The 20,835-nt window shown below is 63.6% G+C and carries 20 protein-coding genes; 3 read left to right on the forward strand and 17 right to left on the reverse strand.

The annotated features are described in order from the left end of the window. Positions 1–59 precede the first annotated feature (59 nt). The 10 genes from iscX to VSR82_RS03145 all read right to left on the reverse strand — a co-directional run bounded on the left by iscX (position 60) and on the right by VSR82_RS03145 (position 7,292). Positions 60–257: a Fe-S cluster assembly protein IscX gene (iscX, locus tag VSR82_RS03100; protein WP_008922031.1), complete on the reverse strand. Its 198-nt coding sequence runs from the start codon at positions 255–257 to the stop codon at positions 60–62. Positions 258–272: 15 nt separating this feature from the next. Then, a complete protein-coding gene (gene fdx, locus VSR82_RS03105) occupies positions 273–614 on the reverse strand; it encodes an ISC system 2Fe-2S type ferredoxin (RefSeq protein WP_013089813.1) in 342 nt (113 codons plus the stop codon). 146 nt (positions 615–760) lie between these two features. Further along, on the reverse strand, positions 761–2,632 hold the full coding sequence (gene hscA / locus VSR82_RS03110; RefSeq protein WP_429458768.1) for a Fe-S protein assembly chaperone HscA: 1,872 nt from the start codon (positions 2,630–2,632) through the stop codon (positions 761–763). Positions 2,633–2,809: 177 nt separating this feature from the next. After that, positions 2,810–3,337 (reverse strand): Fe-S protein assembly co-chaperone HscB, encoded by a 528-nt coding sequence (gene hscB / locus VSR82_RS03115; RefSeq protein ID WP_368586762.1) that lies wholly within the window; start codon positions 3,335–3,337, stop codon positions 2,810–2,812. A 138-nt stretch (positions 3,338–3,475) separates the two neighbouring features. Continuing rightward, positions 3,476–3,799 carry an iron-sulfur cluster assembly protein IscA gene (iscA, locus tag VSR82_RS03120; protein ID WP_129959361.1) on the reverse strand — a complete coding sequence of 108 codons (324 nt, stop codon included), beginning with the start codon at positions 3,797–3,799 and terminating at the stop codon, positions 3,476–3,478. Positions 3,800–3,878: 79 nt separating this feature from the next. Next, positions 3,879–4,292, reverse strand: a complete 414-nt coding sequence (gene iscU / locus VSR82_RS03125; protein ID WP_013089817.1) for a Fe-S cluster assembly scaffold IscU — start codon at positions 4,290–4,292, stop codon at positions 3,879–3,881. Between the two features lie 72 nt (positions 4,293–4,364). Further along, positions 4,365–5,588 (reverse strand): IscS subfamily cysteine desulfurase, encoded by a 1,224-nt coding sequence (locus VSR82_RS03130; RefSeq protein ID WP_368586761.1) that lies wholly within the window; start codon positions 5,586–5,588, stop codon positions 4,365–4,367. A gap of 84 nt (positions 5,589–5,672) precedes the next feature. Then, positions 5,673–6,203 (reverse strand): Fe-S cluster assembly transcriptional regulator IscR, encoded by a 531-nt coding sequence (gene iscR, locus VSR82_RS03135; RefSeq protein ID WP_013089819.1) that lies wholly within the window; start codon positions 6,201–6,203, stop codon positions 5,673–5,675. Between the two features lie 197 nt (positions 6,204–6,400). After that, positions 6,401–6,898, reverse strand: a complete 498-nt coding sequence (locus tag VSR82_RS03140) for a low molecular weight protein-tyrosine-phosphatase (RefSeq protein ID WP_368586760.1) — start codon at positions 6,896–6,898, stop codon at positions 6,401–6,403. 154 nt (positions 6,899–7,052) lie between these two features. Beyond that, positions 7,053–7,292, reverse strand: coding sequence for a hypothetical protein (locus VSR82_RS03145; protein ID WP_368586759.1), 240 nt, complete (start codon positions 7,290–7,292; stop codon positions 7,053–7,055). A 275-nt stretch (positions 7,293–7,567) separates the two neighbouring features. On the opposite strand from VSR82_RS03145, the gene VSR82_RS03150 reads away from it, so the two are divergent. Continuing rightward, complete coding sequence (locus tag VSR82_RS03150) at positions 7,568–8,074, forward strand: hypothetical protein (protein ID WP_368586758.1); 507 nt, start codon at positions 7,568–7,570, stop codon at positions 8,072–8,074. Positions 8,075–8,164: 90 nt separating this feature from the next. Here the strand turns inward: VSR82_RS03150 and VSR82_RS03155 are convergent, their stop codons facing one another. Continuing rightward, complete coding sequence (locus VSR82_RS03155) at positions 8,165–9,580, reverse strand: lactate utilization protein B (protein WP_429458762.1); 1,416 nt, start codon at positions 9,578–9,580, stop codon at positions 8,165–8,167. A 111-nt stretch (positions 9,581–9,691) separates the two neighbouring features. Further along, complete coding sequence (locus VSR82_RS03160) at positions 9,692–10,414, reverse strand: (Fe-S)-binding protein (RefSeq protein WP_429458760.1); 723 nt, start codon at positions 10,412–10,414, stop codon at positions 9,692–9,694. 180 nt (positions 10,415–10,594) lie between these two features. Between VSR82_RS03160 and VSR82_RS03165 the strand changes: the two genes are divergently transcribed. Further along, on the forward strand, positions 10,595–11,419 hold the full coding sequence (locus VSR82_RS03165; RefSeq protein WP_176126472.1) for an IclR family transcriptional regulator: 825 nt from the start codon (positions 10,595–10,597) through the stop codon (positions 11,417–11,419). Positions 11,420–11,549: 130 nt separating this feature from the next. Here the strand turns inward: VSR82_RS03165 and pbpG are convergent, their stop codons facing one another. After that, positions 11,550–12,764 carry a D-alanyl-D-alanine endopeptidase gene (gene pbpG, locus VSR82_RS03170; RefSeq protein ID WP_429458758.1) on the reverse strand — a complete coding sequence of 405 codons (1,215 nt, stop codon included), beginning with the start codon at positions 12,762–12,764 and terminating at the stop codon, positions 11,550–11,552. Positions 12,765–13,544: 780 nt separating this feature from the next. Here pbpG and VSR82_RS03175 point away from each other — a divergent pair. Further along, positions 13,545–14,120 carry a phasin family protein gene (locus VSR82_RS03175; protein ID WP_013089827.1) on the forward strand — a complete coding sequence of 192 codons (576 nt, stop codon included), beginning with the start codon at positions 13,545–13,547 and terminating at the stop codon, positions 14,118–14,120. Here the strand turns inward: VSR82_RS03175 and VSR82_RS03180 are convergent. The 4 genes from VSR82_RS03180 to aceE all read right to left on the reverse strand — a co-directional run bounded on the left by VSR82_RS03180 (position 14,117) and on the right by aceE (position 20,790). Further along, complete coding sequence (locus tag VSR82_RS03180) at positions 14,117–14,362, reverse strand: hypothetical protein (RefSeq protein ID WP_368586754.1); 246 nt, start codon at positions 14,360–14,362, stop codon at positions 14,117–14,119. The two genes, VSR82_RS03175 and VSR82_RS03180, sit on opposite strands and share 4 nt — an antisense overlap. An 82-nt stretch (positions 14,363–14,444) precedes the next feature. Next, positions 14,445–16,217: a dihydrolipoyl dehydrogenase gene (gene lpdA / locus VSR82_RS03185; RefSeq protein WP_368586753.1), complete on the reverse strand. Its 1,773-nt coding sequence runs from the start codon at positions 16,215–16,217 to the stop codon at positions 14,445–14,447. Between the two features lie 131 nt (positions 16,218–16,348). Beyond that, positions 16,349–18,001: a dihydrolipoyllysine-residue acetyltransferase gene (gene aceF / locus VSR82_RS03190; protein WP_429458755.1), complete on the reverse strand. Its 1,653-nt coding sequence runs from the start codon at positions 17,999–18,001 to the stop codon at positions 16,349–16,351. Between the two features lie 83 nt (positions 18,002–18,084). After that, positions 18,085–20,790: a pyruvate dehydrogenase (acetyl-transferring), homodimeric type gene (aceE, locus tag VSR82_RS03195; protein WP_429458753.1), complete on the reverse strand. Its 2,706-nt coding sequence runs from the start codon at positions 20,788–20,790 to the stop codon at positions 18,085–18,087. Positions 20,791–20,835 lie beyond the last annotated feature (45 nt).

The raw sequence follows: 20,835 nt of genomic DNA on the forward strand, positions 1-20,835 counted from the left end.
GGCGATTCCATCGGAATCGCCTTTTCTTTGTAGTTCGATGAATCGGTTCGAACGCGCGTTCAATAATCCGCGTCTTCGATCCACGCCGCCTGAATCGCTTCGAGAATCTTTTCGCTGGAGCGGTTCGGATCGTCGTCGAAGCCTTCGAGCTCCATCACCCAGCGATGCAGGTCGGTGAAACGCACCTGCTGCGGATCGACATCCTGATGCTTATCGGTCAGAGCCATCGCGATTTCTTGCGTATCGGTCCACTTCATGGCGGCGCCCTCCTGTTAGTGGTTTTCCTTCGCGTGATTGATCGAGTAACGCGGAATTTCGACGACCAGATCCTGCTCGTCCGGCATGATCGCCTGGCACGACAGGCGCGAAGCCGGTTCGAGCCCCCATGCCTTGTCCAACAGATCGTCCTCGTCTTCCTCGGACGGCGTCAAGGCGGCGAAACCCTCACGCACGATTACGTGACAGGTCGTGCATGCGCACGACTTCTCGCACGCATGCTCGATTTCGATACCGTTATCGAGCAGGTTGTCGCAGATGCTCTTGCCAGGAACGGCGTCGATCACCGCGCCTTCCGGGCACAGTTCGACGTGAGGCAGCACAACGATTTGAGGCATACAGTTTCCGTTTGGGTCTGAGGCACAGCGGCTGCCAGCAATGCCGCGTGCAGGCTCCGTACCATTTTACTGGCGCCGCGCGGACTTTTTAAGTCCACGCGGCGCGCTCCGGTGATTGGTGCGACGTTCGCAGTTCGTTCGCCCGTTCAGATCTCGTCGAGCTTGCGCCCCGACAGCGCGCGGCGAATCCCCTTGTTCATGCGGCGCGCGGCGAACTCGTCGGTGCCTTCGGCGAGCGCCTTCGTCGCGGCTTCGATCGCGCCGACGTCTTCGCCCGACGCGACATTGCGCAGCGCGGCGAGCAGCGTGTCGAGTTCGGCGCGTTCGCTGTCGTCGAGCAGTTCGGCGTCGGCGGCGAGCGCCGCGTCGGTCGCTTCGACGAGACGCTGCGCTTCGACCTGCGCCTCGCGCAGAGCGCGCGCGCGCATATCGACTTCAGCGGTCGAAAAGCTGTCTTCCAGCATGCGCGCGATGTCGTCGTCGGCAAGGCCATACGAAGGCTTCACGACGACCGACGCCTCCACGCCCGACGCGAGTTCGCGCGCGAACACGGACAGCAGGCCGTCGGCGTCGACCTGATAGGTCACGCGAATGCGCGCGGCGCCCGCGGCCATCGGCGGAATGCCGCGCAGCTCGAAGCGCGCGAGCGACCGGCAATCGCTGACGAGCTCGCGCTCGCCTTGCACGACGTGAATCGCCATCGCGGTCTGGCCGTCCTTGAAGGTCGTGAAATCCTGCGCGCGCGCGACCGGAATCGTCGAGTTGCGCGGAATGATCTTCTCGGTGAGACCGCCCATCGTCTCGACGCCAAGTGACAGCGGAATCACGTCGAGCAGCAGCCACTCGTCGCCTTCCGCGCCGCGGTTGCCAGCGAGCAGATCGGCCTGGATTGCCGCGCCGAGCGCGACGACCTGATCCGGATCGAGATTGACGAGCGGCGGCTGGCCGAAGAACGCCTCGACCGCGCGGCGGATCACCGGCATGCGCGTCGCGCCGCCGACCAGCACGACGCCCTTGATGTCCTTCGTGGTGACCTTCGCGTCGCGCAGCGCCTTCTTCGTCGGACCCAGCGTGCGTTGCACCAGCTCGGCCGTGATGGTCTCGAAGGTGGCTTCGTCGATCGTCAGATCGAGCGCGGTGCCGTTGGCAAGCGTGAGCTTGAGGTCAGCCTTCGGCGCGCTCGACAACGCCTCCTTGGCCTCGCGCACGCTATCGAGCAGCAGGCGCACGTCGTGCGGTGCGAGCGTCTGCGGAGCGATGCCGGCCTGTTCGAGCACATGGCGGTACAGCGCATGATCGAAGTCGTCGCCGCCGAGCGCGGAATCGCCGCCCGCCGCCAGCACTTCGAACACGCCCTTGGTGAGCTTCAGGATCGACAGGTCGAAGGTACCGCCGCCGAGGTCGTAGACCGCGTACAGACCTTCGGCGCCGTTGTCGAGACCGTAGGCGATCGCGGCCGCGGTCGGTTCGTTCAGCAGCCGCAGCACGTTCAGCCCCGCGAGGCGCGCAGCGTCTTTCGTCGCCTGGCGCTGCGCTTCGTCGAAGTAAGCGGGCACCGTGATCACCGCGCCGACCAGTTCGTCGCCGAGCGTGTCTTCGGCGCGCTGGCGCAGCGTCGCGAGAATTTCAGCCGATACTTCCACCGGGCTCTTCACGCCGTCGACGGTGCGGATCTGCACCATGCCGGGTGCGTCGATGAAGTCGTACGGCGCGTTTTCGGCGCCTTCCACCTCGGCCTTGCCGCGGCCCATGAAGCGCTTGACCGACACGATCGTATTGCGCGGGTCGCTGGCGGCCTCGGCCTTCGCCCGGCGGCCGATGCGACGGCCGCCCTGTTCCAGGTAGCGCACCACCGACGGCAGCAGCACGTGCCCGTCTTCGTCGGGCAGCACATCGGGCACGCCGCTGCGCACGGCGGCGACGAGGGAGTTGGTGGTGCCGAGATCGATACCGACCGCCAGACGCCGCTGGTGAGGCGCCGGCGCCATGCCGGGTTCGGAGATTTGCAATAAGGCCATCTGGATCTTCTCGGGGACGTTGTGCCCCGTCCTGAATGTTCGCGTTGCTGGGGGTGATGCCACGGCTCGCGGCCGGGTTTTTGTTTGTCGCTTGCTACATCGCTGCCTGCTGGTGCTGCTTCGGCGTGGTGCTGCTTGCCTGCGCCGCGCTCTTTGCCCGCGTCGCACGAAACCGCGCTAGCCTTCGAGCCGCTCGATCTGCGCGTCGATTTCCGACGCGACGCGCTCGATGAACATCATCTGCCGCACCGCCTCGGCCGCCGCCTGGTTCGCACCGCTGTCGAGCGATGCGCCGAGCTTGTCCAAGCGCTGGCGTTCCTCGTCGCGCAACTCCGTGAGCAGCGCGTCGAGCGCGTCGACGTTCTTCGCCGCTGCCGCATCCTCGATGTTCTCGCGCCACTCCATTTGCTGCATCAGGAACGCGGGCTCCATCGCCGTGTTGTTCTCCGCGCCGACGTTGATGCCGCGCAGCGACAGCAGATAGGTCGCGCGCTTGAGCGGATCGCGCAGCGTCTGATACGCCTCGTTCGCGCGCGTCGCCCATTGCATCGCGATGCGCTTTTGCGCATCGCCGGCCGCCGCGAAGCGATCCGGATGCACCTGCGCCTGCACGGTGCGGTACGCATGATCGAGCGTGCTCGCGTCGAGCGCGAATTGCGCCGGCAGACCAAACAGATCGAAGTGGCTGTCGTTCAGCGATGCCATCGGATTAAAGTCCGTTGATGAAAACCTGGTGGGGAAACGTTGGGCCGTGTCAGGCGTGTGCGCTTCACGTGGGCGCGGATCAAACTAAAAAGGCGGCCCGCGCCGCCTTTGATCCGCCGCACGCGGAAAGTAACGAATCTAGACGCGGAACGACTCGCCGCAGCCGCATTCGTCTTTCACGTTCGGGTTGTTGAACTTGAAGCCTTCGTTCAGCCCTTCGCGCGCGAAGTCGAGCTCCGTGCCGTCGATATACGCGAGACTCTTCGGGTCGACGACGACCTTCACGCCGCCTGTCTCGAACACCTGATCTTCCGGCGCGAGTTCGTCCACGTACTCGAGCTTGTAGGCGAGGCCCGAGCAACCGGTGGTGCGCACGCCGACGCGCAACCCGATGCCTTTACCACGACGGGTCAGATACTTCTGGACGTGCTGTGCTGCCTTTTCGGTCAACGTAATTGCCATAACGTTTCTCAGTTGCCGGAGTGCGCGGCGCGTATTCGCGCCCCGCTCACCGGTTGCTTCGTTCTTACCTTGTTGCCGCTCAGGCGGCCTTGCCGTCTTCGGCAACCGCCGCTTCGCCGTGGCGCTGCTTGTAGTCGGCGACCGCTGCCTTGATCGCGTCTTCCGCGAGAATCGAGCAATGGATCTTCACCGGCGGCAGTGCCAGTTCTTCGGCGATCTGCGTGTTCTTGATCGACATGGCCTGGTCGAGCGTCTTGCCCTTCACCCATTCGGTGACGAGCGAGCTCGACGCGATGGCCGAGCCGCAGCCGTAGGTCTTGAACTTCGCGTCTTCGATAATGCCGTCCGCACCAACGCGGATCTGCAGCTTCATCACGTCGCCGCAGGCCGGCGCGCCGACCATGCCGGTACCGACCGTATCGTCGTCCTTGGCGAAGGAACCGACGTTGCGCGGGTTTTCGTAGTGGTCGAGGACCTTGTCGCTATAAGCCATGATTACACTCCTTGATTCGTTTCAACCTGCAATCCGATGAACGTTCGACGTCGATTTCGTTCCGCGGGCGCGTTAGTGCGCGGCCCACTGGATGGTCGACAGATCGATGCCGTCCTTGTGCATTTCCCACAGCGGCGACAAATCGCGCAGCTTGGAAATCTTCGTCTTCAGCAGGTTGATCACGTAGTCGATTTCCTGCTCGGTCGTGAAGCGTCCCACCGTGAAGCGGATCGAGCTGTGCGCCAGTTCGTCGTTGCGGCCAAGTGCGCGCAGCACGTACGACGGCTCCAGCGACGCCGACGTGCACGCCGAGCCCGACGACACCGCGACGTCCTTCACCGCCATGATCAGCGATTCGCCTTCGACGAAATTGAAGCTGATGTTCAGATTGTGCGGCACACGCTTTTCCATGTCGCCGTTCACATACACTTCCTCGATTTCCGACAAGCCTTTGAGCAAACGGTCACGCAGCATGCGGATGCGCTCGTTTTCGGTCGCCATCTCTTCACGCGCGATACGGAACGCTTCGCCCATGCCGACGATCTGGTGCGTGGCGAGCGTGCCCGAACGCATACCGCGCTCGTGGCCGCCGCCGTGCATCTGCGCCTCGATACGGATACGCGGCTTGCGACGCACGTACAGCGCGCCGATGCCCTTCGGGCCGTAGGTCTTGTGCGCCGAGAACGACATCAGGTCGACCTTCAGCTTCTGCAGATCGATCTGGATCTTGCCGGTGGCCTGCGCCGCGTCGACGTGGAAAATGATGCCCTTTTCTCGCGTGATCTCGCCGATCGCCTCGATGTCCTGGATCACGCCGATCTCGTTGTTGACCGACATTACCGACACCAGAATCGTGTCCGGGCGCAGCGCCGCCTTGAATGCGTCGAGGTCGATCAGACCGTCGTCCTTGACATCGAGATACGTAACTTCGAAGCCTTCGCGCTCGAGCTCCCGGGTCGTGTCGAGCACGGCCTTGTGCTCGGTCTTCACCGTGACGATGTGCTTGCCCTTGCTCTTGTAGAAGTGCGCGGCACCTTTCAGAGCGAGGTTGTCCGACTCCGTCGCACCCGAGGTCCAGATGATTTCGCGCGGATCGGCATTCACGAGTGCGGCGACTTGCTCGCGCGCTTCCTCGACCGCGCGCTCGGCCGTCCAGCCATAAGAGTGGCTTCGCGACGCGGGGTTGCCGAACTGCTCGCGCAGATACGGAATCATCTTGTCCACCACACGCGGATCGATCGGCGTCGTGGCGCTGTAGTCCATGTAGATGGGCAGATGGAGAGAGTCGTTGTTCATCAATTGCTCCGGGGACGTCATGTGCTCTGGCTTCTGGATTCGATATGGGGCTGCGGCGGAAGATTTCCTATTGCGCGCCGCGCTTCACGATCCGGCCATGTTGAAAACGGAATTGGGACCCTTGGGCGCCACGCGGACGGGTTCGACCGCCGGCGCGTCGCTGCGCCTGTCGCGCAGCACCGCCGGCGCGCCTTCGCGCGAACGCTGCTGGTCGACCAGATCCTTCAGCGAGACCGAATCGAGGTATTCGACCATTTTCTGGTTCAGCGTCGACCACAGCTCGTGCGTCATGCAGTGGCCATCGTGCTGCTTGGTCCCTTCGCACGTGCCCTTGCCGCCGCACTGGGTGGCGTCGAGCGGCTCGTCGACCGCGATGATGATGTCGGCCACCGTCACCTCTTCGGCACGGCGCGCGAGATTGTAGCCACCGCCGGGTCCGCGCACGGACTCGACGATTTCATGACGGCGCAGCTTGCCAAACAGCTGCTCGAGATACGACAGGGAGATGTGTTGGCGCTGGCTGATGCCCGCAAGCGTCACCGGGCCCTGCTCCTGGCGCAACGCCAGGTCGATCATCGCCGTGACGGCGAAACGGCCTTTCGTGGTGAGTCTCATATGATGTGGGAACCGCAATTCTCGACAAGTTTGGTCAAGTATAAATACATGACCGATTTAGTCAAGTATGGGCGGTAAATTTTGTGTCAGCTGCTTAATTGATTGCCCTACTTCGGCGCCAGGCCGCACGCGTGACGTTCGCGGCATGTCCGCGTTTGTCCGCACGCGTGCATCACCCGGGTTGTTCGCCCCGATACCTACGCGAGCAATTGCGGGCGCAGCGCGGCGATCAGCCCGCGGCAAGCTGCTTCGCACTGATCGAGCACCAACTCGAAGCCTTCCGCGCCACCGAAATACGGGTCGACGACCTCTCGCGCGCCGCTCCAGCGCCCATCCGACTCCGGCACGAACTCCATCAGCAGACGGATCTTGTCGCGCTGAGCGGGCGGGCAGATCTGACGCAACGCGGCGACGTTGCGGTCGTCCATGGCAATCAGCAGATCGAAGCGCTCGAAGTCCGCGACCGTGATCTGGCGGCCGCGCAGCGCGTCGAGCGTATAGCCGCGCTGGCGCGCCGCGTGTTGCGCGCGTTCGTCGGGCGGCGCGCCGATGTGCCAATCGCCAGTGCCGGCCGAATCGATCAGAATGCGGTCCGCGAGCTTCGCCTCGTCGACCAGATGACGCATCACGCCCTCCGCCGTCGGTGAACGGCAGATATTCCCGAGGCAAACGAAACAGATGGACACAGTTTTCATCAGGGATTCTTCGACGCTCCAGGCGCCGCGCGTGAGGTCGTCAGCCAGTCAGCGGACTGCGCCGCGATTATACAAACCTCGACGGATTCGCGCCGGGTGTGGTACAGCCGCGCACGCGCAGCGGGCTTCGTACCGCCACAGTTCGCCGTCCTGCTTACGATGCCTCGGCCAACGGGGTCGCCGCGGCGGCAGGCAACGGTTTGGCCGGCAGTGCCGACGCGGTGTCGATCATGCCGTACGACACGGCGCGTGCGAGTTCGGCGGTCAGATGGTTGGCGTCGAGCGGCATCTGCGAAGCGCGCGAAGAGGTATGGCCGTTGACGTGCTGATACGCGAGCACCGCGAGCGATACAACGATGGCAAGAGGCCAGTACACCGCTATTGTCTTTTTCATGATGTGTTTTCCAATTAGGGGCGCATGAGCTTTTGGCGCACTATGCCCAGCCGAAATCCTATAGGAATTCACAATCAGGAAAAACCCGCGCGCGCGGGATAGATCGTTGCTCGAAATGGAACAGTCAATTGAGAGCGCTGCGAGGAACGACTGGGCACCGCTGGCACGAAAAAGAAGAGCTTACAAACTCATACAAAACCGGCGCGACGGAAAGCGATAATGATGGTCTTATTCTTACATCGACATTTCTTTGCACTTACAACTGGTCCTACAAAATGAAACGCATTGCACCTCTCGCTGGTCTCGTGGCCGCCGCGCTGGTCGGCGGCTGCGCGGTCTATCCGGACGGCACGCCGATGTATGGCAACGGCTACGGCGCCTATAGCGGCTATGACGGTTACGCGCCGGGCGCCGCGGTCGTGCCGCAAACCAATGTGTACCTCGGCTACAGCGATTACGGACCAGGACGCTACTACGGCCCGCCGCCGGGCCCGGGCTTTCGCGGTCATCCAGGCGACAACGACTGGCACCACGGCAATCACGGCGACGATCGGGGCAACAATGGTGGCGGTCCTGGACAGCCGCACGGCGGGCCACCGCCGCAGGGCGCAGCGGGCGGTCCGCACGGCCCCAGCGGCGCCAATGGCGGCCCGCGCCCCGGCGCAGGTGGCCCGCCGCCGTCCCAGCCGCAGCCACAGCCGCAAGCAGGCAACGGCGGTCGGGGCAACGACTGGGCGCGAAATCCGCCTGCCCGTCACCCGGGGCAACCGACGGAACATTGAGGACCGTCCGGCGCTGAGCTAGTCTCGCCCGCGCCCACGGTGATGGCAGCGTGAGCTCGCAGCCGTCAAACCACTCCCGCTGCCGCCGGCTCAGCCAAGATGGCTGCGCTGCGCGGCATACAACTCCCGGAACGTACGACCCACCGGCGCTGGCATGTCGCGCGTATCGGTCCAGCCCGCGCCCCCCAGCGGCAGCTTTGCAATCGACCGATTGCGCCCACCCAGGCGCTCCAGCACCCGCACGGCGAGTTTCGTGAAGAGCGCATAGGCATCGGGATGCAGCGCGAGCCAACCCCACAGCGCCAACCCGGCGCGCTCCTTCCAAGGCCGCAGGTGGCGCTCCATCTGCTTTTCGCGCAGCTTGCGCAACAGATCGGACAACGGGATACCGACCGGGCACACGCTATTGCATTCGCCGCACAACGTTGCTGCTTGCGGCAAATCGAGCGCCTTGTCGATGCCGACATAGCTCGGCGTCAGCACCGAGCCCATCGGCCCCGGATACACCCACCCATACGCATGGCCGCCGACCTTCTGATACACCGGGCAATGATTCATGCACGCGCCGCAGCGGATGCAGCGGAGCATCTCCTGAAAGTCTCCGCCGATCAGCCCAGTTCGGCCACCGTCGACGAGCACCACGTACATATGCTCGGGCCCGTCCTGATCTCCCGCGCCTCGCGGCCCGGTCAGCACCGAAAAATAGTTCGAGGTGGCCTGCCCGGTTGCCGAGCGCGGCAGCAGGCGCATCGCGGTCGCGAGATCCTCGAGCGTCGGCAGAACCTTTTCGATGCCGGTGACAGCGACGTGCACGCGCGGCATCACCGTGCACATGCCCTCGTTGCCCTCGTTGGTCACGACCACCACCGAGCCCGTTTCCGCGATGACGAAATTGCCGCCCGTCACGCCCATGTCCGCGCTCAGAAAGTGCGGCCGCAGCATCTCGCGCGCCTCGCGCGTCATGTCGGGAATCTCGGTGAGCCGCGGCCGACCGTGGGTCTTCGCGAACAGATCGGCGATCTCGTCCTTATCCTTGTGAACCACCGGCGCGATGATGTGGCTCGGCGGCTCGTTGTCGTTGATCTGCAGGATGTATTCGCCCAGATCTGTTTCGATCGACTGCACGCCCATCTGCCCGAGCACTTCGTTCAGGCGCATTTCCTCGGTGACCATCGACTTCGTCTTGATCACCTTCTTCACGTCGTGCCTGCGGGCGATGTCGCCGACGAGCCGTGCGGCCTCCTGCGTGGTCTCGGCGAACAGCACCGTCACGCCGCGCCTAGTCGCCTCGCGCTCGAAGGTTTCGAGCCACACGTCGAGATTCTCGAGCGCGCGATTGCGACGCTCCTTGAGCGCCGCGCGGGTCGCCGGAAAGTCGATCGCGGTGATCGCGCTCGCGCGCGCCGACACGAACTTCGTGGACAGCTTGGTCAGGTTCTGCTGCAGGCGCTGGTCGGCGAGTTTCTGACCGGCGCGAGCCTTGAACTGCATCGATTGGACTTGCATGGCGGCCCTGATGAAATCGGATTGAAACGCGCGGCGTATCCGCGCGCGACGCAATGCGTGAAAGACGAGAGACACGCGACGCGACCAATGGCCGGGTTCGCCGCGCGGGGCTTACACGTCGCCGGCCAGCACCTGCGCGATGTGCAGCACGCGCGTCGTGGAGTCGCCCTGACGGCGCAGCCGCCCTTCGATATTCAACATGCAGCCGAGGTCGCCGAGCACGACCGTACCGGCGCCGCTCGCCGCGATGTTGGCGCACTTTTCGTCGACGATCGCGGTCGAGATATCGCCGTACTTGACCGCGAACGTGCCGCCGAAGCCGCAGCAATGTTCGCAGTCCTTCATCTCGGTGACCGACACGCCGACCTGCGCGAGAAGTTCGCGCGGCTGCGCCTTGACGCCCAGTTCCCGCAAGCCCGAACATGAGTCGTGATAAGTCACCTGTCCTGGGAACTCGCCCGGTTGCAGCTGCACCTTTGCGACATTGACGAGGAAGTCCGTCAGTTCGAACACCTTGCCGCGCAGGCGGCCGAAACGGTTCATCAGTTCGGGATCGTCGCGGAACAGGTCACCGTAGTGCGCGCGGATCATGCCGCCGCACGAGCCCGACGGCACCACCAGGTAGTCGAACTGTTCGAACTCGCGCAGCGTTTTCTCGGCGAGTTCGCGCGCGAGCCGGCGGTCTCCCGAGTTGTAGGCGGGTTGCCCGCAACAGGTTTGCGCAGGCGGCACCACGACCTCGAAACCGGCGCCTTCGATCAGCTTGATGACCGAAAAACCGATCTCGGGACGCATCAGGTCGATCAGGCACGTGACGAACAATCCGACTCGCATGAGCCCTCCTTTCGGGGAAACGTCCCTGATTATCCGCTGTTTGCCGGTGCAATACCAACGGCCGGAAGGCATAGGAAGCACGCACCGTCGGATTGGAAGCGCGCCTCGAAGCGCGTTCGCTTTTTTCACAATACGAGATACAATCAGTTTTCGCTGTTTGATGCATCCACCGATTCTCATATGAGCGATACGAACCCGGATCCCAAAACCTCGATCCAGGTGATCGAACGCATGATGCGCCTGCTCGACGCACTGGCGGCACATAGCGACCCGGTCAGCCTGAAAGAACTGGCCCTCCGCACGGAGTTGCACCCCTCCACCGCGCACCGCATCCTGAACGATATGGTGATGTGCCGGCTGGTCGACCGTTCGGACCCCGGCACCTACCGTCTCGGCATGCGCCTGCTCGAACTCGGCAATCTCGTCAAGGCGCGCCTGTCCGTGCGCGACGCGGCGCTTACGCCGATGCGCGAGCTGCACCGTCAGACCGGGCAGACCGTGAACCTGTCGGTGCGTCAGGGCGACGAAATCGTGTATATCGAACGCGCGTATTCGGAGCGCTCTGGCATGCAGGTGGTGCGGGCGATCGGCGGGCGCGCGCCGCTCCATCTGACTTCGGTCGGCAAGCTGTTTCTCGCCGCCGACGAAGCCACCCGCGTGCGGGCCTATGCAACCCGCACCGGTCTGTCGGGCCACACGCAGAACAGCATCACCGATCTCGCGAAACTCGAGCGCGAGTTGTCGCACGTGCGCCAGCAGGCCTGCGCGCGCGACAACGAGGAACTGGAGTTGGGCGTGCGCTGCATCGCCGCCGGCATTTACGACGATACGGGCAAGCTGGTCGCGGGGCTGTCGCTGTCGGCGCCGGCCGATCGCTTGCAGGATTCGTGGCTCGGGCAGTTGAGCCAGACCGCGTTGATGATTTCGGAGTCGCTAGGGTACCGGCCGCAGGCGCAGCAGGATCATTCGCACGGCTCGCACAGTTCACACGGCCAGCATTCGTAGGCCGCACGCGCAGCGGCCGTTTGGCCGCAGTTGCACCCTTGCGCTCGCTCTCTTCGACGCCAATGAAAAAAGCCTCGCATCCGCGAGGCTTTTTCTTTGCGATAACCGCAGCCGGCAAATCGTTCCGGCTTCAGGTACCGGGACCGCCGGCATCCGCGCTCGTGATACGCGCCTGGTCGCCGCCGTTGTCGAGCCATGTACGCAGACGCGTCGCGTCCGCGAAACGCGAGTACTTGCCCGACGAATCGAGCAGCACCAGGATCATCGGCCGGCCGTGGATGGTCGCCTGCATCACGAGACACTCGCCCGCTTCGTTGATGAAGCCGGTCTTCTGCAGACCGATGTCCCACGTCGGGTTGCGCACCAGCGCGTTCGTGCTGTTATACGCGAGCGTGCGCTTGCCGGTGTACACCTCGTAGCTGTGATCGGTCGAGAACTTGCGGATCAACGGGTACTGATACGCCGCGTTGACCATCTTCACCAGATCGCGCGCGCTCGACACGTTCATGCTCGTCAGACCGGTCGGGTTCTCGAAGTGCGTGTCGTTCATGCCGAGTTGCCTGGCCTTCGCGTTCATCGCCGCCAGGAACGCCGGGCGGCCGCCCGGGTAGTAGCGCGACAACGCCGCCGCCGCGCGGTTTTCCGACGCCATCAGCGCGATGTGCAGCATGTCTTCTCGCGATAGCACCGAGCCCACCGCCAAACGCGAACCGGTGTTCTTCTCGTAGTCGCGGTCTTCGTCGGTGACTTCGATCTGGTCGGTCATCGGCTCTTTCGAATCGAGCACCACCATCGCGGTCATCAGCTTGCTGATCGACGCGATCGGCACCACGGCACGCGAGTTCTTGTCGAACAGCGTCTCGCCGCTGTTCTGGTCGACTACGTAGGCGACGCTCGAGCGCAGCATCAGCGCGTCCGGTGTCTCGTGCAAACCAAACGCCTGGCCGACGCTCGGTTGGCGCGGCTCGAAAGCGACGCGTCGCATCACCGAATGGTGTCGGCCGTTTGCCGCGAACGTCACACGCTTGCGTTTGACGTTGGCGCGCGGCGCATCTTCGTCGGCGGCAGCGGCTTTCACGGCCTCGCCCTTGCCGGCTTTCGCTGCCTCAGCCTTGCCGGCTTTCGCCGCACGGCTCGACACTTTTTCAGTGGCGGCCGCTTGCGCCGGCTTTTTGGCGGCTTTTGCGTGTTTGGAAGTTTTTGCGGATGCAGCAGACGTAGCCGCAAAAGTGCTGACAGGCGCAGCGAACGCCGCTGTGACGGCCAGCGAGACGGCCACCGACAGAGCGGTGCTGCGCGCCGCGCCGTGGAGCGCCTTTAGCGACGAAAACATGTCGGTTTTCATGGGTGTTCGATAGGGAGCGGCGAGAGGTTTCCGCAAGTGTAGTAAAGCAACGAAAAATTAGCAATTTGAAGCACTTATACGCGGTCCTTAAACCGGCTTGTCAGCTCCGATCGCGAAAACACAAATAAGTGCCGCGCCTCGATCGAAAAAAACGATCGTCGCCAGCAAGCCTCGCCATTGCTGCCGCCCAGCCCAACCGAGCAGATCCTTGCAGGATAACGGCAATTTTGAGACAACCTTGATCCGGGGAAATACTGTCAGAGCGCCGGCGCACACTACTGCGCCGCGCCATGCGGGCGTTGCGAGCGTGCGACAGACTTTTAAGTGTCTAACGAAAGTCGCTAACGCGCGTTCGACTGCCTTCGTTCTTTAACGTTCCTTGTCATCGGGTGGTTTACATCGAATCGATGATGATTGGTTTTTCAGGGACGAAGCGCTGCGATGCTACGCGTGCCGGGCCCGCAAAAAGGTTTTGACAGGGAAAATAACCTCCTGACTGCCTGTTGAGCGGGTCGTTTATCTCGCACCAGCAAGGTGCAAGGACCCAATCGTTCCGCGTCATATTAATGACATGCCTACTGTATAACCTGTTGTTTTATCGGCGCTTTCTTAACATTGTGCGACGCACAAAAAACGCTTGACATTCTTTGTGACCATCCTAAAATGGGAACCATTGCTGCGATGCACAATACATCGCAGTCCTGGCGGACGATCAATCGGCGTCTTGCCACCCACCCAATGCGGTCCGCACAGACCGGCCGCGATCCAGGAGCGTAAACCATGACTCTGCTGACCCCTGAGCAATTCGCCGCAGCCCAGAAAGCCAACTTCGAAACCCTGTTCGGCCTGACGACCAAAGCATTTGAAGGCGTCGAAAAGCTGGTTGAGCTGAACCTGCAAGTTGTGAAGTCCACGCTCGCCGAAAGCCAGGAAAATGCCCAACGCGCGCTGTCCGTGAAGGACGCGCAGGAACTGCTGGCACTGCAAGCAAGCCTTGCACAGCCGGTCGCTGAAAAGGCGCTGTCGTATGGCCGCCACGTGTACGAAATCGTTTCCGCAACGCAAGGTGAATTCACCCGCGTCGCGGAAGCACAATTCGAAGAGCAAAACCGCAAGGTTCAGGCGCTCGTCGAAAACGTCGCCAAGAACGCACCGGCTGGTTCGGAAACCGCTGTCGCCGTGATGAAGTCGGCTATCACCGCGGCCAACACCACGTACGAAACGGTCCACAAGGCAACCCGCCAGGCTGTCGAAATCGCCGAAAGCAACTTCAATGCAGCTGCAACGGCTGCTTCGAAGGCAGCTTCGCAAGCCGCTGCACAAGCATCGCGCGCTGCCGCCAAGAAGGCAGTCTAAGCTTCACGCATCAACACGCCAGGCTTTAAATACCTGGCGTCGTCGTCTTTCACGCCGGCCCAGCCTTCGCGCTGCGCCGGCGTTATCGCAAGCAACAGCGTCGTGCCGTTGCCGCTTATACGGTTTGATGGGCCGAACGCTCCGATACGTTGCAATGACGTATCGTTTGCCCGGCCGCCAAGCCGGGATTTTTTTGCCCGCCTACCGGGCGCCAGGAAAACAGAAACGGCGCGCTCCGACATGGAGCGCGCCGTTTTTCTTTGCGCCACAGCCTGACCCGCTTCGCCGGGCCCGCATGTCGCGATGCAGGCCCGGCGCACCGCCTTACTTCTTCTTGACGGGCGGCAGATCGGTACAGACGCCTTCATACAACTCGGCCGCCATGCCGATCGATTCGCCGAGCGTCGGATGCGGATGGATCGTCTTGCCGATATCCGTGGCGTCCGCGCCCATCTCGATCGCGAGACAGACCTCGCTGATCAGGTCGCCCGCGTTCAGACCGACGATACCGCCGCCGATCACGCGATGCGTCTCCTCATCGAACAGCAGCTTCGTGAAGCCTTCGTCGCGGCCGTTGGCGATCGCGCGGCCCGACGCGGCCCACGGAAACACCGCCTTGCCGAACTTGATGCCTTCGGCTTTCAGCTGGTCTTCCGTCTTGCCGGCCCATGCCACTTCCGGATCGGTGTAAGCCACCGACGGAATCTGCATCGCGTCGAAATACGCCTTCTCGCCATGCGCGGCTTCCGCCGCCACGTGGCCTTCGTGCACGGCCTTGTGCGCGAGCATCGGCTGACCGACGATATCGCCGATCGCGAAGATGTGCGGCACGTTCGTGCGCTGCTGCTTGTCGACTTCGATGAAGCCGCGATCGGTCACCGCGACCCCGGCCTTTTCCGCGCCGATCCGCTTGCCGTTCGGCGAGCGGCCCACGGCCACCAGCACGAGGTCATAGCGTTGCGGCTCGGCCGGCGCCTTCTCGCCCTCGAACGACACGTAAATACCGTCGTCCTTCGCTTCGGCCGCGACGGTCTTGGTCTTCAGCATCACGTTCGCGAAACGCTTGCTGTTGTACTTCTCCCAGACCTTGACCAGATCGCGGTCCGCGCCGGTCATCAGGCCTTCGAGCATTTCGACGACGTCGATCTGCGCGCCGAGCGTCGAGTACACGGTCGCCATTTCGAGACCGATGATGCCGCCGCCGATCACGAGCATGCGCTGCGGAATCTGGCGCAGTTCGAGCGCGCCGGTCGAATCGACGACCCGCGGGTCTTCCGGAATGAACGGCAGCTTCACCGCTTCCGAGCCCGCCGCGATGATCGCCTGCTTGAACTTGACGACCTTCTTGCCGCCCTCGGTCTGCACTTCCATGTGGTTCGGATCGACGAACGCGCCGGTGCCCGTCACCACTTCGACTTTGCGCATCTTGGCCATGCCCGCGAGACCGCCGGTCAGCTTCTTGACCACGCCGGATTTGAAATCGCGCAGCTTGTCGAGGTCGATCTGCGGCTTGCCGAACGTGATGCCGTGCGACGCGAGATCTGCCGCTTCGTCGATGACGAGCGCGGTGTGCAGCAGCGCCTTCGACGGGATACAGCCGACGTTCAGACACACGCCGCCGAGCGTCGGATAACGCTCGACCAGCACGGTCTTCATACCGAGATCGGCGGAGCGGAACGCGGCGGAATAGCCGCCGGGGCCCGAACCGAGCACGAGCATGTCGCACTCGATGTCCGCGCTGCCCGCATAGCTGCCGGCCTGCGGCGCCGGTGCGGCGGCCTTCGGCGCGGCAGGCGCCGGTGCGGGCGCCGCCTTTTCCGGTTCCTTCGCCGCGGGCGCGGCCGCAGCCGCGCCGCCCGCCGCTGCCTCTACGAGAGCGATCACCGTGCCCTGCGAAACCTTGTCGCCCGGCTTGATGCGCACTTCCTTGACGGTGCCGGCGGTATCGCTCGGCACTTCCATCGACGCCTTGTCGGATTCGAGCGTCAGCAGCGACTGCTCCTGCTCGATGACGTCACCCGGCTTGATGTTGACTTCGATGACGTCGACGTCCTTGAAGTCACCGATGTCCGGCACTTTTACTTCGACGAGACTCATGGTGTCCCCTTCTCTTATTGATCGATGATGAGCGGCGCGTTCGGCGCGCACGGCGCACGCGAACGCGCGGACGGCGCGACGCGGATCAGTTGGAACTATCCGCGCCCGCGCCGGCGGACCTCACCAGCCGGTCAAAGAATCACACGCCGGAAATCGGCAAGAATCGAACCGAGGTATGCGTTGAAGCGCGCGGCTTCCGCTCCGTCGATCACGCGATGGTCATACGACAGCGACAGCGGCATGGTCAGGCGCGGCTCGAACTGCTTGCCATCCCACACCGGCTTCATCGCGCTGCGCGACAGGCCGAGAATCGCGACTTCAGGCGCGTTGATGATCGGCGTGAAGTGCGTGCCGCCGATACCGCCCAGCGACGAGATCGAGAAGCAGCCACCTTGCATCTGGTCCGGCTTCAGCTTGCCTTCGCGCGCGGCCTTCGACAGGTCGGCCATTTCCTTCGCGATGTCGACGAGACCCTTCTTGTCCGCGTCGCGAATCACCGGAACGACGAGGCCGTTCGGCGTGTCCGCGGCAAAACCGATGTGGTAGTACTGCTTGAACACCAGGTTGTCGCCGTCGAGGCTCGCGTTGAAGGTCGGGAATTTCTTCAGGGCCGCCACGCAGGCCTTGATCACGAACGCGAGCATCGTGAACTTGACGCCCGCCTTTTCGTGTTCCTTGTTCAGCTTCACGCGCAGCGCTTCGAGCTCGGTGATGTCCGCTTCGTCGTTGTTCGTGACGTGTGGGATCATGACCCAGTTGCGATGCAGGTTCGCGCCCGAGATCTTCTTGATGCGCGACAGCGGCTTCGGATCGATCGGACCGAACTTCGTGAAGTCGACCTTCGGCCACGGCAGCAGATTCAGCTCGCCACCGCCGGCGGCCGGCGCGGCGGCTCCTGCCGGCGCTGCGCGCTGGCCGGTCATCACGCCCTTCACGAACGCGGTCACGTCGGCCTGCGTAATGCGGCCCTTCGGACCCGTGCCCTTCACCTGGCTCACGTCGACGCCGAGTTCGCGTGCGAACTTGCGCACCGACGGCGAAGCGTGGCTCGGATGACGCGTGCCGCCTTCGCCGGCCGGGATCAGGGGCGCCTGTGCAAGCGCGGACGGCGCGGCCGGTGCCGGGGTCGGCGTGGCCGGTGCGTCGGACGGCTTCTCGGTCGGCGCCTTCGCCGCCGGTGCCGGCGCGGGTGCCGGAGCAGCGCCGGCTTCCGCTTCGATCACGACGATGACCGAGCCTTCCGACACGGTATCGCCAACCTTGACCTTCACTTCCTTGACGACGCCGGCGGCCGAGCTCGGCACGTCCATCGTCGCCTTATCGGATTCGAGCGTGACGAGCGACTGTTCCTTCTCGACGCGATCGCCGACCTTCACCGCGATCTCGATCACGGGAACGTCTTTGTAGTCGCCGATATCCGGCACCTTGATTTCCTGCACGCCGCCGCCTGCCGCCGCGGGCGCGGGCGCCGCGGCCGGAGCTGCCGCCGGTGCCGGTGCCGCTGCAGGAGCCGCCGCCGGCGCGGGCGCCGCGGCTGCCGCGTTGGCGCCTTCCAGCACGACGATCAGCGTGCCTTCGGACACCGCATCGCCGACCTTGACCTTCACTTCCTTGACGACGCCGTCAGCCGAGCTCGGCACGTCCATCGTCGCCTTGTCGGATTCCAGCGTAACGAGCGATTGCTCTTTTTCGACGGTGTCACCCGCCTTTACCAGCACCTCGATCACAGGGACGTCCTTGTAATCGCCGATGTCCGGCACCTTGACTTCGATCGCTTGACTCATTGTTAGTGTCTCCTGGGCCGCGCACGCCGCCTGCCCCTCGCGACGAGGAGCAGGCGCGTGCATCGTGGCACACGGGTGATGCCTTAGACGGTCATCGGGTTGGGTTTGGCGGGATCAAGGTTGTACTTCTTGAGCGCCTCGGCGACCACCTTGCGTTCGATCGTGCCTTCGTCTGCCAGCGCGTTGAGCGCGGCGACCGTGACCCAGTAGCGATCGACTTCGAAGAAGTGACGCAGCTTCTCGCGCGTGTCCGAACGGCCGTAGCCGTCGGTGCCCAGCACGACGAACTTCTGCGGCACGAACGCGCGGATCTGCTCGGTCAGCGCACGCACGTAGTCGGTCGATGCGATGACCGGACCCGGCGCGTCCTTCAGCAGCTTCTCGACGTGCGACAGCTTCTTCTCTTCGGTCGGGTGCAGCAGGTTCCAGCGCTGCACTTCGTGACCTTCGCGCGCGAGCTCGGTGAAGCTCGGCACGCTCCACAGGTCGGCGTTGACGCCCCAGTCGTTCTTCAGCAGGTCGGCCGCGGCGATCACTTCGTTGAAGATCGTGCCCGCGCCCATCAGTTGTACATGCGGCGCCTTCTTGTCGGCAGCGGTCTTGCTGAACGAGTACATGCCCTTGATGATGTCCTCGGCCACGCTTTCCAGCCCCGCGCCCTGCGGGATTGCCGGGTGTTCGTAGTTCTCGTTCATCACCGTGATGTAGTAATACACATCTTCCTGCTCGGCGACCATGCGGCGCAGACCGTCCTGCACGATGACCGCGAGTTCGTAGCCGAACGTCGGGTCGTAGCTGATGCAGTTCGGCACCGAAGCCGCCCACAGCAGCGAGTGGCCGTCTTCGTGTTGCAGACCTTCGCCGTTCAGCGTCGTGCGACCGGCCGTGCCGCCCAGCAGGAAGCCGCGCGAGCGCATGTCGCCCGCGGCCCATGCGAGGTCGCCGATGCGCTGGAAGCCGAACATCGAGTAGAAGATGTAGAACGGGATCATGATCTCGCCGTGCGTCGAGTACGACGTCGCGGCTGCGATCCAGTCGGCCATGCCGCCGGCTTCGTTGATGCCTTCCTGCAGGATCTGACCGGTTTCCGACTCACGGTAGAACATCAGCTGGTCGGAATCTTCCGGCACGTACTTCTGGCCGTCCTGATTCCAGATGCCGATCTGACGGAACAGACCTTCCATACCGAACGTACGCGACTCGTCCGGCACGATCGGCACGACGCGCTTGCCGAGCGCCTTGTCCTTCAGCAGGATGTTCAGGATCCGCACGAACGCCATCGTCGTGGAGATCTCGCGGCCTTCGCCCGTGCCTTTCAGGAGCGGCTCGAAAGCCGACAGTTCCGGCACCGGCAGCGACTGGGCCTTCTGACGACGCGCCGGCAGATAACCGCCGAGGTCCATGCGCTTCTGGCGCATGTATTCGAGTTCCTTCGAGCCTTCCTCGAAGGTCAGGTACGGCACGTCGACGATCTGCTCGTCCGTGATCGGCAGACGGAACTGGTCGCGGAATTTCTTCAGCTGCTCCACCTGCATCTTCTTCTGCTGGTGGGTGATGTTCATCGCCTGGCCGGCTTCGCCCATGCCGTAGCCCTTGATCGTCTTCGCGAGGATGACGGTCGGCTGGCCCTTCGAATTGGTCGCTTCCGTGAACGCCGCGTAGATCTTGTGCGGATCATGGCCGCCGCGGTTCAGATTCCAGATGTCGTCGTCGGACCAGTCGGCGACCAGCGCCTTCAGTTCCGGCGTGTTGAAGAAGTGCTCGCGCACGAACGCGCCCGACTCCGACTTGTACGTCTGGTATTCGCCGTCGACGACTTCCATCATGCGGCGCATCAGCGCGCCCGACTTGTCGCGCGCGAAGAGGGCATCCCAGCGGCTGCCCCAGATGACCTTGATCACGTTCCAGCCGGCGCCGCGGAATTCGCTTTCGAGTTCCTGGATGATCTTGCCGTTGCCGCGCACAGGACCGTCGAGACGCTGCAGGTTGCAGTTGATCACGAACACGAGGTTGTCCAGCCGCTCGCGGCCGGCCATGCCGATCGCGCCGAGCGATTCCGGCTCGTCCGTTTCGCCGTCGCCGAGGAAGGCCCAGACCTTGCGGCCGTCGGTCTTCGCGATGCCGCGCGCCTGCAGGTACTTCATGAAGCGCGCCTGGTAGATCGCCATGATCGGGCCGAGGCCCATCGACACGGTCGGGAATTGCCAGAAGTCCGGCATCAGCCACGGGTGCGGATACGACGAGATGCCCTCGCCGCCGACTTCCTGGCGGAAGTTGTCGAGCTGATTGTCGGTCAGGCGACCGAGCAGGAACGCGCGCGAGTAGACGCCCGGCGACGAGTGGCCTTGCACGAACACGAGGTCACCACCGTGCTCGGCCGACGGTGCGTGCCAGAAGTGGTTGTAGCCGACGTCGTACAGCGTGGCGGCCGACGCGAACGACGCGATGTGGCCGCCGACGTTGGTTTCCTTGCCCGCGCGCAGCACCATGGCCATCGCGTTCCAGCGGGTGTACGAGCGGATGCGGTGTTCGATGTCCTGGTCGCCGGGGTTCTTGGCCTGGCGCGCGACCGGAATCGTGTTGATGTAAGGCGTGTTGGCGGAGAACGGCAGATGTTCGCCGTGCACCCGTGCAAATTCGATCTGCTTTTCGATCAGGTAGTGGGCACGGTCAGGGCCAACAGCAGAAATCACGCCATCCAGCGCTTCCAGCCATTCGCCGGTTTCCTGGGGATCGTCGTCTTTCTCGGCGGCGACATATTTCATGACTTCGTCGGGTACAGCGGACATGCTCGTCTCCTGGGTATGGGGAACGCACTTTGAACAGATCACGCG

This window comes from Burkholderia sp. JPY481, from assembly GCF_038900515.1.
Classification (GTDB): domain Bacteria; phylum Pseudomonadota; class Gammaproteobacteria; order Burkholderiales; family Burkholderiaceae; genus Paraburkholderia; species Paraburkholderia youngii.